The 17954-nt window shown below is 37.2% G+C and carries 10 protein-coding genes and 2 pseudogenes; 8 read left to right on the forward strand and 4 right to left on the reverse strand.

Translation table 11 applies throughout. The annotated features are described in order from the left end of the window. Positions 1–2: 2 nt before the first annotated feature. The 3 genes from Q5W13_RS06145 to Q5W13_RS06155 are packed head-to-tail and all read right to left on the reverse strand — an operon-like array spanning position 3 to position 4093. Positions 3–2306 carry a glycoside hydrolase family 65 protein gene (locus Q5W13_RS06145; protein ID WP_304445720.1) on the reverse strand — a complete coding sequence of 768 codons (2304 nt, stop codon included), beginning with the start codon at positions 2304–2306 and terminating at the stop codon, positions 3–5. Between the two features lie 43 nt (positions 2307–2349). Further along, positions 2350–3006 carry a beta-phosphoglucomutase gene (pgmB, locus tag Q5W13_RS06150; RefSeq protein WP_304445721.1) on the reverse strand — a complete coding sequence of 219 codons (657 nt, stop codon included), beginning with the start codon at positions 3004–3006 and terminating at the stop codon, positions 2350–2352. Between the two features lie 55 nt (positions 3007–3061). Continuing rightward, entirely contained in the window at positions 3062–4093 is a 1032-nt protein-coding gene (locus Q5W13_RS06155) for a LacI family DNA-binding transcriptional regulator (protein WP_304445722.1), read from the reverse strand. A gap of 344 nt (positions 4094–4437) precedes the next feature. Here Q5W13_RS06155 and Q5W13_RS24670 point away from each other — a divergent pair, with 344 nt between their 5' ends. From Q5W13_RS24670 to Q5W13_RS06165, 3 genes are read left to right on the forward strand one after another with little or no spacing between them, the layout of a single operon-like run. Further along, a complete protein-coding gene (locus Q5W13_RS24670; RefSeq protein WP_368662447.1) occupies positions 4438–4923 on the forward strand; it encodes a carboxypeptidase-like regulatory domain-containing protein in 486 nt (161 codons plus the stop codon). Then, complete coding sequence (locus tag Q5W13_RS06160) at positions 4898–7528, forward strand: SusC/RagA family TonB-linked outer membrane protein (RefSeq protein WP_368662448.1); 2631 nt, start codon at positions 4898–4900, stop codon at positions 7526–7528. Before Q5W13_RS24670 ends, Q5W13_RS06160 begins: the two co-directional genes overlap by 26 nt. 16 nt (positions 7529–7544) lie before the next feature. Continuing rightward, a complete protein-coding gene (locus Q5W13_RS06165; protein WP_304445723.1) occupies positions 7545–9158 on the forward strand; it encodes a RagB/SusD family nutrient uptake outer membrane protein in 1614 nt (537 codons plus the stop codon). A gap of 268 nt (positions 9159–9426) precedes the next feature. Here the strand turns inward: Q5W13_RS06165 and Q5W13_RS06170 are convergent. Then, positions 9427–11078 (reverse strand): annotated as a pseudogene (locus tag Q5W13_RS06170) (solute:sodium symporter family transporter). A gap of 171 nt (positions 11079–11249) precedes the next feature. Between Q5W13_RS06170 and Q5W13_RS06175 the strand changes: the two are divergent. The 5 genes and pseudogenes from Q5W13_RS06175 to Q5W13_RS06195 all read left to right on the forward strand — a co-directional run bounded on the left by Q5W13_RS06175 (position 11250) and on the right by Q5W13_RS06195 (position 17931). Beyond that, complete coding sequence (locus Q5W13_RS06175) at positions 11250–12446, forward strand: FG-GAP repeat domain-containing protein (protein WP_304445724.1); 1197 nt, start codon at positions 11250–11252, stop codon at positions 12444–12446. After that, on the forward strand, positions 12401–12955 hold the full coding sequence (locus Q5W13_RS06180) for an FG-GAP repeat domain-containing protein (RefSeq protein ID WP_304445725.1): 555 nt from the start codon (positions 12401–12403) through the stop codon (positions 12953–12955). Before Q5W13_RS06175 ends, Q5W13_RS06180 begins: the two co-directional genes overlap by 46 nt. Before the next feature lie 223 nt (positions 12956–13178). Then, complete coding sequence (locus Q5W13_RS06185; protein ID WP_304445726.1) at positions 13179–14249, forward strand: FG-GAP repeat domain-containing protein; 1071 nt, start codon at positions 13179–13181, stop codon at positions 14247–14249. Then, positions 14201–14461, forward strand: a complete 261-nt coding sequence (locus Q5W13_RS06190) for an FG-GAP repeat domain-containing protein (protein ID WP_304445727.1) — start codon at positions 14201–14203, stop codon at positions 14459–14461. Before Q5W13_RS06185 ends, Q5W13_RS06190 begins: the two co-directional genes overlap by 49 nt. Positions 14462–14626: 165 nt before the next feature. Continuing rightward, a pseudogene (locus Q5W13_RS06195) lies at positions 14627–17931 on the forward strand (VCBS repeat-containing protein). Positions 17932–17954: the final 23 nt, after the last annotated feature.

Genomic DNA, 17954 nt, shown 5'->3' on the forward strand with positions numbered 1-17954 from the left:
TTTTAAACGACTTTAATCTTGTTGGGCTCCAAAACAATTCGCTCTCCTTTTAAGCGGATTGACATATCTTCTTGACCGTTCAATAAAAGCTCTGTGCTGTCCTTTTTCACAGTTACCTTAAGGATTCTATCTCTAAAATTTATTTTAAATGAATACGCTTCCCATTGTTCCGGTATTTTAGGCTCAAAAGAAAGTTTATCATCTACAACTCTCATTCCGCCAAAACCTTCAACAATACTCATCCAAGTACCAGCCATAGAAGTGATATGCAAACCTTCTTCGACTTCACGGTTATAATCATCCAAATCTAATCTAGATGTTCTCAGATAGAAGGTATAGGCCTGTTGCATGCGATTGAGCTTTGCAGCCTGAATACTATGCACGCAAGGCGATAATGATGATTCATGAACCGTAAATGGTTCATAAAAATCGAAATGCTTTTCTAGCTCCTCTTCTGAAAAGTGGTCTTCAAAGAAATAGAAGCATTGAAGTACATCTGCTTGCTTAATATATGGCGAACGCAAAATACGGTCCCAACTCCATTTTTGATTGATAGGTCTTTGTGCCTTTGGAAGTTCACTAACCGTAACCAATTGCTTATCTAAAAAACCATCTTGCTGCAAAAAGACACCCTTATCTTCTGAATAAGGAAAGTACATATTGTCAGCTACCTTTGCCCATTGACCGACCTCTGCATCGGTAAGTTTAGTTTTACCGATAATGCGATTATAATCTTCATTATATCCGTCATCTACTTTCTGCAATTGCTCTATGGCAAAATCAATACACCACTTGGCCAAATAGTTCGTATACCAGTTATTGTTAACGTTGTTCTCATATTCATTGGGACCAGTTACACCCAAAATCACGTATTTATTTTTAAGGGCCGAAAAGTTGGCTCTTTGATGCCAGAAACGAGCAATACCAATAAGAACTTCAAGACCCATTTCAGGGATATATGAATAGTCTCCCGTAAAACGATAGTAGTTATAAATAGCGAAAGCTATAGCTCCGTTACGGTGTATTTCTTCAAAAGTAATTTCCCATTCATTATGACACTCCTCACCATTCATAGTTACCATTGGATAAAGGGCCGCACCGTTAGAAAAGCCTAATTTCTGAGCATTTTCGATAGCCTTTTCCAGATGATTATATCTATATTTTAATAAACTACGAGCAACATTTTGGTCCTTAGTAGCCATGTAAAAAGGAATACAATAGGCTTCAGTATCCCAATAGGTGCTACCGCCATACTTCTCCCCTGTAAAACCTTTTGGACCTATATTTAAATGGGAATCTTTACCCAAATAGGTTTGATTTAGCTGAAAAATATTAAACCGGATTCCTTGCTGAGCTTTTATATCACCTTCAATAGTGATGTCACTCATCTCCCAAATTTTGGCCCAAGCCTGTTTTTGTTTATTCAACAGCGCTTCAAACCCTAAATCGAAAGCTTTAGCTAGCGACTTTTTAGAAGCTTCTACCAATGCGGAAGCTTTATGGTTCCGAGAAACCACATACCCTCCAAATTTATGAAGCGCCAAAGTTTCACCTTTCTTCACCGTTTGTACAAATTCGTGTGCGACACGGAATTCTGCGGTTTTTTCCACAGGTTTACTGTCCAACGCTTTCCCATCAAGAAATAACCTGCTTTCCATAAAAGTGCAGGTCTCAAAATTGGTTTTCATAGTATGTGCCTCAATAAAAGCCTGGTTGGTTTCTGAAGTAACGGAAGTGGTGTTCCAGAACTTATCATCCCAGTTAGAATCTTCATTCGTAATACCACTATCTAGGTAAGGAACAAATTTGATTTCTACATCACCGCTCTCAGCTGTAATCTCGTAATTGATTGCTCCTACCTCATCTAAATCAAGAGATAAAAATCGGGTTACTTTTACTGAAATTTTTGCGTCATTTGGCAAGACAGCAGTAAAAATACGTTGGTACCAGCCTTCTTTCATGTTAAGCTCCCGGCTGAATCTTTCTACTTTTTTACAAGTGTTTAAATCCAGAACCTCTCCATCTATATAAATATCAACACCAATCCAATTAGGTGCGTTTAAAACCTTTGCAAAATACTCCGGATAGCCATTTTTCCACCAGCCAACACGAGTTTTATCAGGATAATAAACCCCAGCTATATAACTCCCCTGAAAAGTTTCACCTGAATACTGTTCTTCAAAATTGGCACGTTGCCCCATGGCACCGTTACCAATACTGAAAATACTTTCAGATGACTTGACCAATTCTCTATCAAATCCCTCTTCAATTATTGACCAAGGGTCTGCTTTTATATACTCTTGCATTTTACTTAAAATTTAGGGGTGGGAAAAGTTTTTGAAATTACACTTACTCAGAAATTAAGCCCGTAAGGAACTCAATACTCATTTCGGAAAAATCCTTAAAATTATACTTGGCTTCTGAAAGAATATCTGGATGCCCAATACCTATACTCAACATTTTAGCATTATTTGCTGCTTGTATTCCCGCTACTGCATCCTCAAAAACAAGACATTTTTCAGGTGCTGTTTTCAATTTTCTAGCTGCAATTAAAAATACTTCTGGGTCCGGCTTTGCTTTTGTCACATCATTACCGTCTACAATGGCATCAAAATAAGACAATAGGTGTACTTTTTCTAGAATAGGTCTAGCATTTTTACTAGCCGAACCTAAAGCAATAGGAATATTTCTTTCCTTTAGAAAATTGAGAACCTTAGGCACGTCCGGAAGAATTTCCGACTCATCCATCTTTTCTATATATTCTAGATAGTCCTCATTTTTCTCAACCATCCACTTATCAAATTGTTCTTGGGTTGCTGTCCTACCGCCAATATCTAAAAGAATTTCTAGACACCTCTTGCGGCTTACCCCCTTAAACAGTTCATTTTGCTCTTTTGTGAATTCAAAACCAAGCTCATTGGCCAGTTTTCTCCAAGCTAAATAATGATATTTTGCGGTATCGACAATAACACCGTCTAGGTCAAATATAAATGCTGATATACTCATATAATTTCGACTTATTATAATATAAAAAAGTTGATTATTTAAACCTGCGTTTCTGCTAGGTATTTATAGTAGAACCTCTTTCTATAAGTGTTGCTTTAATAATTTCTGTCCTATAGTCTTCCTCTTCATGAAACCCAATTTCGTTTTCAAGTTTTTCTATCAACATCTCAGCTGCCATTTCGCCCATTTTCTCTCCATGCTGAGCAACAGTAGTTAATGTTGGCGATGAATAACGCGACAAGAGCCCATCTGTAAAACCAATTACCGATACATCTTCAGGAACTCTAATCCCCTTCTTTTGAGTTGCCGCCATAAGCAGCACTGCAAAAATTTCGTTTACACAAAGTACCCCGTCAAAATTCTTGCTTTCTACAAAATCCTCTATATATGATTCTTCTACTCCTTTAAAAGGTAGTACCAAGGTTAGTTTTTCATCATAATCAACACCATGATCCTTAAGTGCTCGCCTATAACCTTCCGCCCTCTTTTCACTAACATTAAAATAGCTTTCCGTAGTTACCAACGCAATTTTTCTCCGGCCTTCTGCAATCATTTTAGTTGTAGCTTGATAGGCAATTTCTTCATCGTTCATTATTACCTTATCACATTCAATTTCATCAATTACACGATCAAAAAGAACTAAAGGAAAACCCTGTTCCATCACCTCTTTTAAATGGCTAAAATCATTTTTTTGTTGCGTTTCCGCAGAAACAGACATTATAAAACCATCAATACTACCATTCGCTAAAAGCTCCATATTGAACACTTCTTTTTCATAAGATTCGTCAGAAACACATACCACCACATTATAACCATGTTCGTTGGCATATTTCTCAATACCTCTAAAAACGGTAGTAAAAAAGTGGTGCACAATATCTGGAATGACAACTCCTATATTTTTTGTTCTTCTATTTTTAAGGCTTAGAGCTATATTATTAGGTCTGTAATTATAAAGTTTAGCAAAGGCCTGCACCTTTTGTTTGGTGTCCGTACTTATCTCGTCGCTGTCCTTTAACGATTTTGAAACCGTAGAGATAGACACCCCTAATTCTCGTGCTATTTGTTTTAGAGTAATCTTTCGTTTCAAATCTTATAACTTTTGGATAGTGAAATTAAACTTTAATATGGGCAAATGACAACCTTCTATAATTTTTAACAATCTTAACTAATCATCACTAGATTTCAACCGTTTTTCAATTAAAAAGAAAACTGTATATTTGGAATTAGATACCGTCTCCCCATTTTCAGCCACATTTTTTATTGATTCAATATTAATTCGATATTTTTTTTAATAGTATCGTATTTTATGAAAGTTATCAACACGAAACCGTTTTCGTAGTTTTTACTAATGCTAATTGATGGGCATTAACATGATTTTTGTATACATTTAACATTATATTATAATTTAACTCAACTTAAAACAATTCATTTATGAAGATTATGCTACTAAAAAACCTTATTATGGTTGCGGCTTTTCTAAGCTTTGGCATAGCACAGGCTCAAGATGTATCGGGAACCGTTTCCGACGCCAGCGGCCCCTTGCCGGGAGCAAGTGTTGTAATTAAAGGCACAACTACAGGAGCACAAACGGATTTTGACGGAAACTACGCAATAAGCGGCGTGCCCGAAGATGCCACATTAATATTCAGTTACATTGGCTATGCTTCTCAAGAAGTACCGGTTAATGGTCAATCTACACTTAACATTACCTTACAAGAAGACGCTCAAGCTTTGGATGAGGTTGTTATTATAGGTTATGGCTCAACTACTATAAAGGATGCTACGGGATCAGTTACCGCAGTAAAGGCCGAAGATTTCAACGGAGGTGTTATAGCGTCTCCTGAACAACTAATACAAGGTAAAAGTGCCGGGGTACAGATTTCACAATCAAGTGGAGACCTATGGTGCCGGGGTTAATATTCGTATTAGAGGAGCAAATTCAATTCGTTCTAACAACAATCCTTTATTTGTAGTTGATGGTGTTCCGCTTTCAGGGGAATCCACTACTCCAAGCGGTGGAGATATTGTTAACGGAGGAAATGCAACAAAAAACCCTCTAAGCTTTATAAACCCTAGTGATATTGAAAGTATCTCTATATTGAAAGATGCTTCTGCAACAGCAATCTACGGATCAAGGGGTGCAAATGGTGTGGTTATCGTAACCACTAAAAGTGGAAAAGCAGGCGCAGGAGGAAACTGGGAATTCAACTCAACATTTAGTGTTTCTTCACCAGCAGACGAATACGACTTGTTTGATGGACCTGAATTTATTTCTAGATCAGCAAGCTTACGATCTCAAGAAATTGCAGACGGCTTAGACTTTGGACAAAATACAGATTGGCAGGATTACATTACTAGAAACACTGCTTCTCAGAACCAAAACTTAGCTTATAGCAATAACTACGGTAGTGGAAACGTAAGAGCTACTTTTTCTTATGGAAAGCAATTTGGTGTAATTCAAAAATCTTCACAAGAAAGAATTACAGGTAGAGTAAACATCGCTCAAAGATTTTTAGATGATAAATTAAGAATTAATTTTCAATCTACCCTTTCTAGAGTAAATGATGAAGCTCCGCCAATTAGTGGTGCTTCAGGATCAAGTGGAAACTTAATTGGTGCAGCTTATGCAGCTAACCCAACTTGGCCTTCAAGTAGTACATTTAGTATAGATGGAAATCTTGTAAATCCAGCAAACTACTTAGCCAACTGGCAATCGGAAACGCATACGGATAGGTTTTTAACCAACCTTTCGGCGGAATATGACCTTACAGAAGAACTTACCGCAAAGATATCAGTTGGTTATGACAGATCAGATGCGCAAGCAATTACAGTCATATCTCCGGGAGTAAGAAATTTTGATAGAGTTGTTGATAATGGTCAAGCAGCATTCAACACGCTAGAAGCCACCAGCAAATTGTTGGAAGCTACTTTGAATTACAAAAAAGAGTTTACAAACTCATCAATAGATGCTATTGTAGGTTTCACTTTTCAAGATTTTCAGAGACAAGGTATAAACTCTCAAGGCTGGGGAACATCCCTTAACAACCTTGATAGAATAGGTCAAGAGTTAAAGCAATCTATATATGACTTACGTTATTCTATAAATACTCCTTACCAACAGTTTGGGTATGATGCCGATGACAGTTTCGTAAACTCGCTAAACCCTTTTAATGATGCTGGCACTTTAGGCACAAAATCAAATTCTTTTCGATCAGCATGGGGTGATGCTTTTGATAATACGGATGAGTTGCAATCGTTTTTCGGTAGAATCAACTACTCTTTGAACAGCAAATATTTATTTACCGTAACACTTAGAGCTGATGGTTCTTCAAGATTTGGTACGAACAACAAATACGGTTACTTCCCTTCTGGTGCATTTGCATGGCAATTAGGTGATGAAGACTTCATTGGGGATGCATTCTCTACTCTTAAACTTAGAGTAAGTGCTGGTTCAACAGGTAATCAAGAAGGTTTAGGTTACGCCAACTATCTAAAAAGAGTTCGTTATAGCAAACCTACTATAGATAATGACGGCAGTATAAACAGACCCGGTACAGAAACGGTTGCTGTACAAAATTCAGATTTAAAATGGGAATCTACTACAGATTACAACTTAGGTATAGATTTTGGATTTGCAGATGACCGTTTTAATGGATCAATAGATTTATATAGAAGAGAGACTAAGGATTTATTATTTAGACAGCCTGCGGCGGCACCAGCTTTTGACCCTTTTAAATTTACTAACTTAGAAGATGGTACTTTAATAAACCAAGGTGTTGAGCTTGGTCTAAATTACGATTTCATCCAATCGGATGATGTTACCTTTTCTACATCTTTCAATATAGCCTACAATGACAACACCGTAGAAGGATTAAAAGGAGCTACTGCAGATTTTGGTGTATTGAACGGTCCAGGGCTTACAGGTGCATTTGCACAACGTCTTGGTGAAGGAAGATCGCTTTTTTCATACTACATGGCTACTTATTCTGAAGATGCAGATGGTAATCCAAATTTCAATGCAGATGACAAGGATTTTGTAGATGAAGATGCTGTACCGGATATTACTACAGGTTTAGCATTAAATTTGACAGTCAAAAACTGGGATGTATCAGCATTTTTTACAGGACAATTTGGATTCTCTGTATACAATAATACAGCAAATGCATTCTTAAACGCTGCAGCTTTTCAAACCTCTAGAAATGTAACTCCAGAAGCTCTTGAGCTTCAATCATCAGAAGTTTCTACACTATATTTAGAAAAAGGTGATTTCGTTCGTATGCAAAATGCGAGTATTGGGTACAATGTACCACTAAGTGGAAAAGGAGCTCTAAACAGCCTAAGATTATCACTTACCGGTCAAAACTTATTTTTGATTACCGATTATAGTGGCTTAGACCCAGAAGTTTCATCATCGACTTCTTCAGATGGGGATTTTACAGGAGGAATTCCGAGCCAAGGTATAGACTATACTTCTTTCCCTAGACCTCGAACATTCACTTTAGGAATAAATGCTAGATTCTAATTATAAAAAAAGAGCAATGATAAAATATATTAAAAATACATCGAAGATTCTGATACTACCGGCCATAGGCCTGTCCGTATTATTCTCATGTAGCGACCTTGAGGTTGAAGAAACAGACTCTTTATTGGTTGCCAATTTTGAGGGAATCGAAACTGCTGAAGAAGCAGCAAGTTCTGTTACCGCAATGTACAATCAAATCAACGGGTATATTGGAAACCAAGCAGACTTATTCGCTTTGAGCGAAGTTACTACTGACGAGCTTTTAGTTCCGACTAGAGGTTCTGACTGGGGAGATAACGGAATTTGGAGGCAATTACACCAACATACCTGGACACCTGACCATTCCTATATTACAAACGTATGGAACCAATGGAACGAATTGCAACTTACTGCTAGTGAAGTGCTAGATTCTAGATCAGCTTCATCTGAAGCATCAAGAGCTGATGCCGCATTCCTTAGAGCTTTGGGTATGTATGTGATTTTAGATAATTACGGTCAAGTTCCTTATAGAGATACAACTGCAGACCCATTAGACGATCCTGCTGTTTTAACAGGTAACGAAGCTGTTGATTTTATAGTAGCAGACTTAGAGACAGCTATTTCAACACTACCTGCTACAACACCAGATGGCGAAACCGTTATGGCTTCAAAATCTGCCGCTAGATATTTATTGGCAAAAGTTATGCTAAACAAACATATATTCAATGGATCCGGAACAGCTGATGCTGCAGACATGAATAGAGTAGTTTCTTTAGTGGATGAAATTAACGGTGATGGCTTTGGATTGGTCGCTGGATATTTTGACATATTTAAGGCAGACACAGACCAAGAAACTATTTTTTGGGTAAAGACTTCTGTTGGTAATAGAATCTGGAACGGTCTTCACTACAACCTTACAACGCCAGATCAAGCCGGTGGATGGAATGGCTTTAGTACTTTAGCTGAATTTTATGACATATTTGAAGGTGACGCGAATTCTAACGTAGAAGGTGGTGACCAAGAAGAAAGAAGAGGCTATGTTCCTTCAGCTGGAAAACCTGCGGGAATTGATGGAACTACTGATAAAGATGCAGATGGTCTAGCTGATGGATCTAATATTGGTTTTGGCTTCTTAATAGGACAACAGTTTGCTCCTAATGGAGACGAACTTACGGACAGAGGCACATCTCCTTTGAACTTTACGAGAGATTTTACTAATGCAACTAACGGCGAAAAAAGTTTAGTTGAAAATAGTGAAGTAACTGGTATCCGTGTGATAAAGTATCATCCACAATATGGTGAATTTGCTGAACATGAAATATTCTTCAGATATTCTGATGCGCATTTAATGAAAGCAGAAGCTATCATGCGTAGTGGTGGAGACCCAACAACTTTAGTAAATGAACTTAGAGTTTTGAGAGGTGCTGAGCCATTGGCTACAGTTACCGAGCAAGATTTATTGGACGAAAGAGGTAGAGAACTGTATGCTGAATTTTGGAGAAGAAATGATATGATTAGATTTGGTCAATATACTAAAGACTGGGAGTTTAAAGATCCTTCTGCTATAGGCGACACCAACAAACAATTGTTTCCTATACCTGCAACACAAATTATATTGAACCCTAACCTAGTTCAGAACCCAGGTTACTAGAAATTAAATTTAAGTGTTTAAAACAGCCCTGACATTAATTTGTCAGGGCTGTTTTTTTTAAGCAGTATGAGTGCTTTTGTTAATCGAATATATAAGTAACTAGGTAATACTGCACTCATAGGAGTACGCTGATTTTCCTTTTAGAGTAGATATCTAATCTATCGCATCTATTTCACAAGCTATTAGTTTTGAAGCAACGTGATAACAAAAAGAAAGCCCCGTCTGATGATTAGTCAGACGGGGCTTTTATATACTAGTGAGTTTAAGTCTACTTAGCAAAGTATACATACAGTGCAATAACTATAAAACAGATAACAATACCTACTTGCTTCACGTACTTGTAAGGTTCTATAGATACTTGTTTTGTATACTCAAGTTCAAATGGTTCTTCGTTCGGTCTTATTTTACCTATGATAAGCATAATAGATGCGTTAACCACGAATAGAATTGCCATTACATGTATGAAGTGTGGATATGCTTCTGCCTTCACTAACGCCAATGCTTCAGGATCAGTTAAACCTGCCGCGGCAGCTTCTTCCAGAGCACCATTAACAAACAAAGGCTGTAAGTAAAACTGACTGAAACAGTACAGTACAACACCGGCTATAATCCCGATTTTAGCGGCAATTGCAGGAACACGCTTAGTAAGATATCCTACTACAATTATGGTAAATATAGGAATGGTATAAATACCGTTTAACTCCTGCAAATAAGCAAAAAGGCTACCTGCATTAGATATTAATGGAGCAATAAGCATAGCCCCAACTGCTAAAACAATACCAAAAATCTTACCATACTTTACTACCGTTTGCTCTGTAGCTTCTGGGTTTATATGCTGCTTGTAAACATCCAAGCCAAACAATGTAACAGAACTGTTCAATACACTATTAAAAGAACTTAAAATTGCTCCAAAAAGTACGGCTACAAAAAAGCCGACCAAATATTTAGGCAATACGGCATTTACCAAAGCAGGATACGCCTGATCAGGCATTTCTAATCCTCCTTGAAAATAATGAAAAGCAATAATACCAGGCAGAACCACAATTAACGGCCCTAAAATCTTAATAAAAGAAGCTAGTAACAATCCTTTCTGACCTTCTGCCAAGTTCTTAGCTCCCAATGCTCTTTGTATAATTTGTTGGTTGGTACCCCAGTAAAACAAATTAATTAACATCATACCTGTAAACAGGGTAGAAAATGGGACACTGTTGGTAATCTCACCAGTAGAATCGAACTTATCAGGGTTAGCTTGATAAAGAACATCTAGTCCTCCAAAAACACTTCCATCACCAATGGCCATAAGTCCAAAAATAGGTATCAGAAGTCCACCTATCAGAAGCCCAACAGCATTTATAGTATCAGAAACAGCAACAGCCTTCAATCCACCGAATACGGCATATATAGAACCAATGATTCCAATACCCCAAATACTCATGTTTAAGGCCGTACTATCAGAAACACCTAACATAGTGGGCAAATCAAACATGGTACTGATTGCAAGCGCTCCAGAATAAAGAATAGTTGGTAACAACACCACTACATAACCTGTTAGGAACAAGACAGAGGTAAGGGTTTTTGTTGTAACATCATACCTATCCTTAAGAAATTGGGGGACCGTTGTGATACCTCCTTTTAAATACCTAGGCAGCAAGAAAATAGCGGTAACTACCATAGCGATAGCAGCAAGTGTTTCCAGGCCATCACCACAATACCTTCTGTATATGATTGTCCGTTAAGACCAACAATCTGTTCCGTAGAGAGGTTTGTCAATAATAAAGATCCCGCAATTACCCCTGCAGTAAGGCTTCTTCCTCCTAAAAAATATCCATCAGAAGAACTTTCATCTGTTGATCGCGTTGCAAAATAAGATATTATGGCCACCAGAGCGGTAAAGCCTACAAAAGACAAAATTCCTATCATTATGTGTTGGTTTGATATTTCGGCTAAATATATTGGATTATTTGCGAAAAACTTAAGGATTTACTGACAATATATTCGATATCACATATGACAACAAAATAAGGTGAAATTTCACAGCCTTGTAATTTTCTATACCTCTGAGCTTTGGTTATCTTGCAAGTGATTTTGACCATGAAAAAAGTACTGGGTTTTATTTGGGTTTGGGCGCTGTCCTTTTTAATGAATTCCTGCTCAGAAGAAAAGCAGGAAACCCCTACCCTATTTCAAAAAATTGAAGCCTCAGACACGGGAATATCCTTTAAAAACTCTCTTAAAAATACTCCTGAACTTAACATTCTTAACTACCTCTACTACTATAACGGAGCTGGGGTTGCCGCAGCAGATTTTAACAACGACGGACTAGTAGACCTTTATTTTACGGCCAATGAAGGTGCAGACCATTTTTATGTAAATAAGGGCGACTTAAAGTTCAAGGAAACAAGTTTAAAATCAGGCTTGAATAATACTGAAGGTTGGACTACCGGCGTAACCCACGTAGACATAAACAATGACGGCCTTCTAGATTTATACATTTGCAAAGTAAGTAATTATAAGCATCTGAAAGGTTCAAATTTACTTTATGTAAACCAAGGGAACGACAAAGATGAAAACCCCATTTTTAAGGAAGAATCAAAAAAATACGGTCTTGACTTTTCAGGGTTTTCTACACAGGCTGCATTTTTTGATTATGACTTGGATGGTGATTTGGACCTATTTCTTCTTAATCATTCAGTCTACCCTAACCGAACCTATGGTAAGGGAAATAAAAGAAAGATAGTAAATACCTTATCGGGTGACCGACTTTACAAAAATGAAAACGGGAAATTTATTGACGTTTCTACTGAAGCCAATATTTTTCAAGGGGAGATTGGATATGGCCTTGGACTAGGAGTAAGTGACGTTAATAATGATGGCTACCCAGATATTTATGTGGGCAATGACTTTTTTGAAAATGACTACCTCTACATCAATCAAAAAAACGGAACTTTTAAAGATATCATTTCAACCAATCAAAATAAATTAGGGCATACTTCCCATTTCTCAATGGGCAACGATTTGGCAGATATCAATAACGATGGTCTGACTGATATTGTTTCCCTAGATATGCTTCCAGAAAATCTTGAAACGTACAAAACATCTGGCCTAGAATTCCCTTATCCCACGTATCAAAACTATTTGCGTAACGGCTACGCACCACAATACATGCAGAATACGCTCCACCTAAACTTGGGCAACAACAACTTTGGGGAAATAGCACATCTAGCAGGTATTTCGGCTACGGAATGGTCCTGGGAGCACTTCTGGCAGATTATGATAATGATGGATTGAAAGACCTTTTTGTTTCAAACGGAATTAAAGGCGCTACCAATGACATGGACTTCATAAATTTCATTGCTAACGACAATATTCAAAAACGTATTGAACAAGGCATGACCAAAGAAGACATGACATTTATAGATGAGATGCCCAACAAAAAAGTTCCCAATTATTTTTTTAAGAATAAGGGTGATTTGACTTTTGAAAACGTTTCGGAAAAATGGTCTGACGAACAGAACAGTTATAGCAACGGCAGTATTTATGCGGACCTTGACAACGATGGCGACTTAGATATTGTAGTAAATAACGTTGACCAAGAGGCTTTTGTTCTAGAAAACACTAGTAATTCTACCACTAAAAACCATTTCCTCAAAATCGATTTTAAAGGAGGTAAAAACAATCCTTTTGGAATAGGGGCTAAAGTCATCGCCTATGGCAAAAATACACATGTAAGTGCAGAAAACTTTGTAACCAGGTTACTTATCAGCCGTACCTCCACAACTACATTTAGGTATTGGTAGAGACTCAGTTCTGGATTCCTTAAAAATTATCTGGCCTTATGGAAGATTTCAAACTTTACGGACCGTTCATACCAATCAAAAACTAACTTGTAATATCTCTAAAGCGAGTGGTAATTTCTATCAAAACTCAGAAGAATTTACTCCTTCAATATTAAATAACTCTCCAGATATTCTTGGTTTTTTCCATAAAGATAGCCCGACTCTTGAATTTAACCGAAGTCCTTTGGTTCCTTTTGCGAATACTAATGAAGGGCCTGACCTTTTGATTACCGATATTAATGCAGATGGTTTAGAGGATATTTTAATTGGAGGAGCAAAAGGCCAAGCTTCCGCTTTATTCGTTCAGCAAAAAGAAGGAAATTTTATACCAACACAGACGGCTCTTTTTGAAGAAGATAAAATTAATGAAGATGTTTCTCAAGTCTTTTTTGATGCGGATGGAGACGGTGATCAAGATTTAATTATTGTTAGTGGCGGAAATGAATTCAAATCAGGCAAAGCATTGCAACCTCGTTTTTACCGAAATGAAACTGGTACTTTACAAAAAGAGAAAGAGCAGTTTGCTACAATTAATGTAAATGCTTCAAAAGTTGGCACTATAGATTTTGATAATGATGGTGATGAAGATATCCTGATTTCTTCTGATCAAATTCCACATCAATTCGGAACCACCCCTCTGCAATACATATTTAAAAATGATGGTACCGGAAATTTTAAAGATGTATCCGAAACTTTTGGAAAAGCATTCCGAGAAATAGGAAATGTAAAAGACTTTATCTGGAAAGATTTGAATAGTAATGGTTTTCAAGACCTTATTGTAGTAGGCCATTGGATGCCTATAACTATATTTTACAATGATGGTAAATCATTACAACTTCAAGATAACCCCACATTGGAAAATACAAATGGATGGTGGAATACAATTGTTGCCGATGATTTTGACAATGATGGCGATATTGATTTTGTTGTCGGAAACTGGGGCCTGAACAGCAAGTTCAACGCATCAATATCTGAACCCATTACACTTTATAGTACTGATTTTGACAACAACGGAGACATAGATCCTATTGTCACCCATTTTCAACAACATAAAGAAACTCCGTTTGCTTCAAAAGACGAATTAGTTAAGCAACTACCCTATTTAAATAAGCAATTCTTATCGTACAAAGACTTTGCTCAAGCGTCGATTTTTCAACTGTTCTCAAAAGAAAAATTGACAAAATCTAGCCAAAAAAGATCTATGAATTGCGAAGTTCATTTTACGAAAACGATGGAGTTGGTAATTTTACTATAAAACCTCTCCCAACTATTGCACAAGCTTCTACAATTCATGATATTGCAGTAGAAGACTTTGACAATGATGGATTTAAAGACCTTTTAATCGTAGGTAATACAACTGAAATCAGCACACAATTGGGAAGATTAGATGCTTCACATGGTCTAATTTTACGCAATACCAAAGAGGGTGGTTTTGAGTGGTTAAGCAACCAAAAATTTGATGTTTAGGTTCAGCAAGAAACATTGCCAAAATCAAAATAAAAGACAAAGATTTCTATGTCATTGGAATGAACAATGATGTCCCCATTTTCTTATCAAAAAAAAGTAACGAATAGTATGCAATCAATAACCAAAAAGGTTTTTAATGGCTCCGTTTGGGCATTTGTTTTTATGATGGCCCTTATGGTTTCATGCAATTCTGAAACCAAGGAAGAGACTCCTGTAGCCCCAAAAAAAAGAAACTCTTTTCAGCATGCTTTCTGCAGATGAAACGGGTATTGATTTTATCAATTCTGTTAAGAATGAAAAGAATTTCAACATTTTTAAATACCGTAACTTTTACAACGGTGGTGGCGTAGCCATTGGAGATATTAATAATGATGGCTTGGCAGACATTTACCTTTCGGCCAATATGGGCCCAAACAAACTTTATCTCAATAAAGGTGATTTTAAATTTGAAGATATATCGGAAAAAGCCGGTGTTGTAGGTAACAAGCCGTGGTCTACAGGAGTAGTAATGGCCGATATTAATGCTGACGGATTTTTAGATATCTACGTCAGTAATGCCGGAAATATGGAAGGCAACAACCATGACAACGACCTTTATATAAATAACGGAGACCTAACTTTTACTGAAAAAGCAAAGGAATTCAATCTTGCGGAAACGGGTTTTTCAACACACGCATCCTTTTTTGATTATGACAAAGATGGTGATTATGGATGCCTATATTTTAAATAACAGTAACATACCAGTAAGTAGTTTGGGATATGCGGAACAACGTAGCGTTCGTGCTCAAGACTGGGAAGGTGTACCTCATATCTTTAGAGGAGTAGGCGATATGCTTTTACGTAATGACAACGGTAAATTTACTGACGTAAGCGAAAAGGCAGGTATTTATGGTAGCCTAATAGGATTTGGGCTTGGCGTTATGGTAAGTGACATTAACGGAGATCTTTGGCCGGATATCTACGTTTCCAACGATTTTTATGAGCGGGATTACCTCTACATCAATCAAAAGGATGGCACTTTTAAAGAAGAGATAAAAGAGTGGACCTCTCACCTATCACTCTCTGCAATGGGGATAGATATGGCAGACATTAACAATGATGGTAATGCAGATATCTTTATTACTGATATGCTACCAGAGGGAGACCAACGGGTAAAATCTGTAATGGAGTTTGAAGGCTACAATGTTTTCAGGTTAAAACAGAGCAAAGATTTTTATCAGCAATACATTCAAAACACCTTGCAACTCAATAATGGCAATGGTTCTTTTTCCGAAATAGCATTTCATAGTGGTGTTGCAAAAACGGACTGGAGTTGGGCAGGACTTCTTTTTGATATGGATAATGACGGGCTTCGCGATATATATATCACTAATGGTGTAAATCACGACCTTACCGATTTAGATTTTGTTGATTTCTTTGCAAATGAGATTATTCAGAAAATGGCTTTAACCGGCAAGAAAGAATCGATAGATTCTATTATCAATAAAATGCCTATTGCTCCTCAACCCAATTATGCCTATCGTAACAACGGTGACATCACTTTTGATAATGCGGCAGCAGACTGGGGTTTTGAAATACCCAGCCTATCTAACGGTGCGGCTTATGGTGACCTTGATAATGACGGTGATTTAGATTTAGTAGTTAATAATGTAAACATGCAGTCATTCATCTATAAAAACAAGACTAATGAATTGACCGACAATCATTATATAAAATTAAAATTTGAAGGTCAAGGTCAGAACCCATTTGCGGTGGGAGCCAGTATTAAAATGTACTACAAAGACCAAATCGTTTTGCAAGAACTGATTCCCTCACGAGGCTTTCAATCTTCCGTAGATTATGTGATGGATATTGGTTTGGGCGAGACCACAACTGTAGATTCTCTTCGGGTTATTTGGCCTGATGATTATACACAGAAACTAGAGAACGTTTCCGCTGATCAGCTTTTAACTTTAAAAAGATCAGACGCCACAGAAAAATACGTTCCACAAAAGCAATCGAATAAGAAGACATTACTAACCGAAATTACTAGTCAAAAATTGGCTTCGCATAAAGAAGACACCTATCAAGATTTTGATTACGAGGGGTTAATTTCTAAACTCATATCACAAGAAGGCCCAGCCTTAGCAGTGGGTGATATAAATGGTGATGGCAATGAAGATATCTTCCTTGGAGGAGCAGACGGCCAAGCCGGCATATTATATACTCATTCAGGAAACGGGAAACTGACGAAAAAACCACTAAACTTTGATATCGACTTTGAAGATACCGCAGCGGCATTTTTTGATGCAGATGGTGATGGCGACCAAGATTTAGTTGTTGGTACTGGCGGTAATCGAATCAACCAAGAAAACACTTATAAACCGCGATTGTATCTTAATGATGGTAAAGGTAATTTCAGTAAATCTGAAGAAGAGCTGCCTTCCGCCTTTAAAAACATTTCAGTTATTTCACCTTACGATTTTGATCAGGATGGAGATATTGATTTATTTGTAGGTTCTAGAAGTGTTGTGGGTACTTACGGTGTTGACCCTGACCACTTGTTTTTAGAAAACCAAGGAAACGGTAAATTTATAGATGCAACCGAAAGACTAGCATACGACCTGAAAGATGCAGGCATGATTACTGATGCCGTTTGGGCCGATATAGATGGTGATGACAAAAAGGACTTACTAACGGTATCTGAATGGGGACGACCTAATATCTATAAAAATTCTGGTAAACGATTAGGCAGACTACCAACGACTCTTGACAGCCTATATGGCTGGTGGAATACGGTAGAAGCTGTGGATTTAGATAATGATGGCGATATGGATTTGGTATTGGGTAACCAAGGCACAAATGTTCCTTATGAAGCCGATGAAGAACATCCTATGAAATTATGGATCAATGATTATGATAACAATGGCACCTTGGAACAAATCACTACGCGTGGGTTTGACGGAAAGGATTATCCCATACATCAGAAAAAAGAATTGACCGGGCAAATTGTATCGTTAAAGAAGCAAAGTTTAAAAGCTTCCGAGTACGCTAAAAAGACAATAAACGAACTCTTCCCTAAAGAAATATTTGATCGTAGTATAGTTAAGGTAGCCAATACAATGTCATCCGTAATTGCCATAAATGAAGGCGGCGGGAAATTCACTATTAAAAAATTACCTACTCGCGTTCAACTTTCGTGCGTTTGTGGTATTAGTTGCGCAGACGTCAATAAAGATGGTAACCTAGATTTAATTATGGCTGGGAACAATTTTGAATTTAAGCCTCAATACTCACGTTTGGATGGTAGCTATGGAAATGTTCTTTTAGGTGACGGAAACCTCAACTTTAAATGGCAAGATTATAATACTAGTGGATTTTTTATTAAAAATGAGGTTAAACACCTGAAACAATTTAAAGACAAGAATGGCAAAATCTATCTTATTGCAGCCATAAATAATAGCATACCAAAAATTTATGCACTAGACTAAATACCATTTCAAAAGCAACAACT

Origin of the sequence: Zobellia laminariae (assembly GCF_030553095.1) — a bacterium.
In the GTDB taxonomy this organism is placed as follows: Bacteria; Bacteroidota; Bacteroidia; order Flavobacteriales; family Flavobacteriaceae; genus Zobellia; species Zobellia laminariae.

What these genes read in the sequence shown, in the direction of transcription:
- Q5W13_RS06175 (WP_304445724.1), top strand. Translation starts at nt 11,250, where the DNA reads ATGAAAAAAGTACTGGGTTTTATTTGGGTTTGGGCGCTGTCCTTTTTA.
- pgmB (WP_304445721.1), bottom strand. Translation starts at nt 3,006, where the DNA reads ATGAGTATATCAGCATTTATATTTGACCTAGACGGTGTTATTGTCGAT.
- Q5W13_RS24670 (WP_368662447.1), top strand. Translation starts at nt 4,438, where the DNA reads ATGAAGATTATGCTACTAAAAAACCTTATTATGGTTGCGGCTTTTCTA.
- Q5W13_RS06165 (WP_304445723.1), top strand. Translation starts at nt 7,545, where the DNA reads ATGATAAAATATATTAAAAATACATCGAAGATTCTGATACTACCGGCC.
- Q5W13_RS06145 (WP_304445720.1), bottom strand. Translation starts at nt 2,306, where the DNA reads ATGCAAGAGTATATAAAAGCAGACCCTTGGTCAATAATTGAAGAGGGA.
- Q5W13_RS06180 (WP_304445725.1), top strand. Translation starts at nt 12,401, where the DNA reads ATGGTCCTGGGAGCACTTCTGGCAGATTATGATAATGATGGATTGAAA.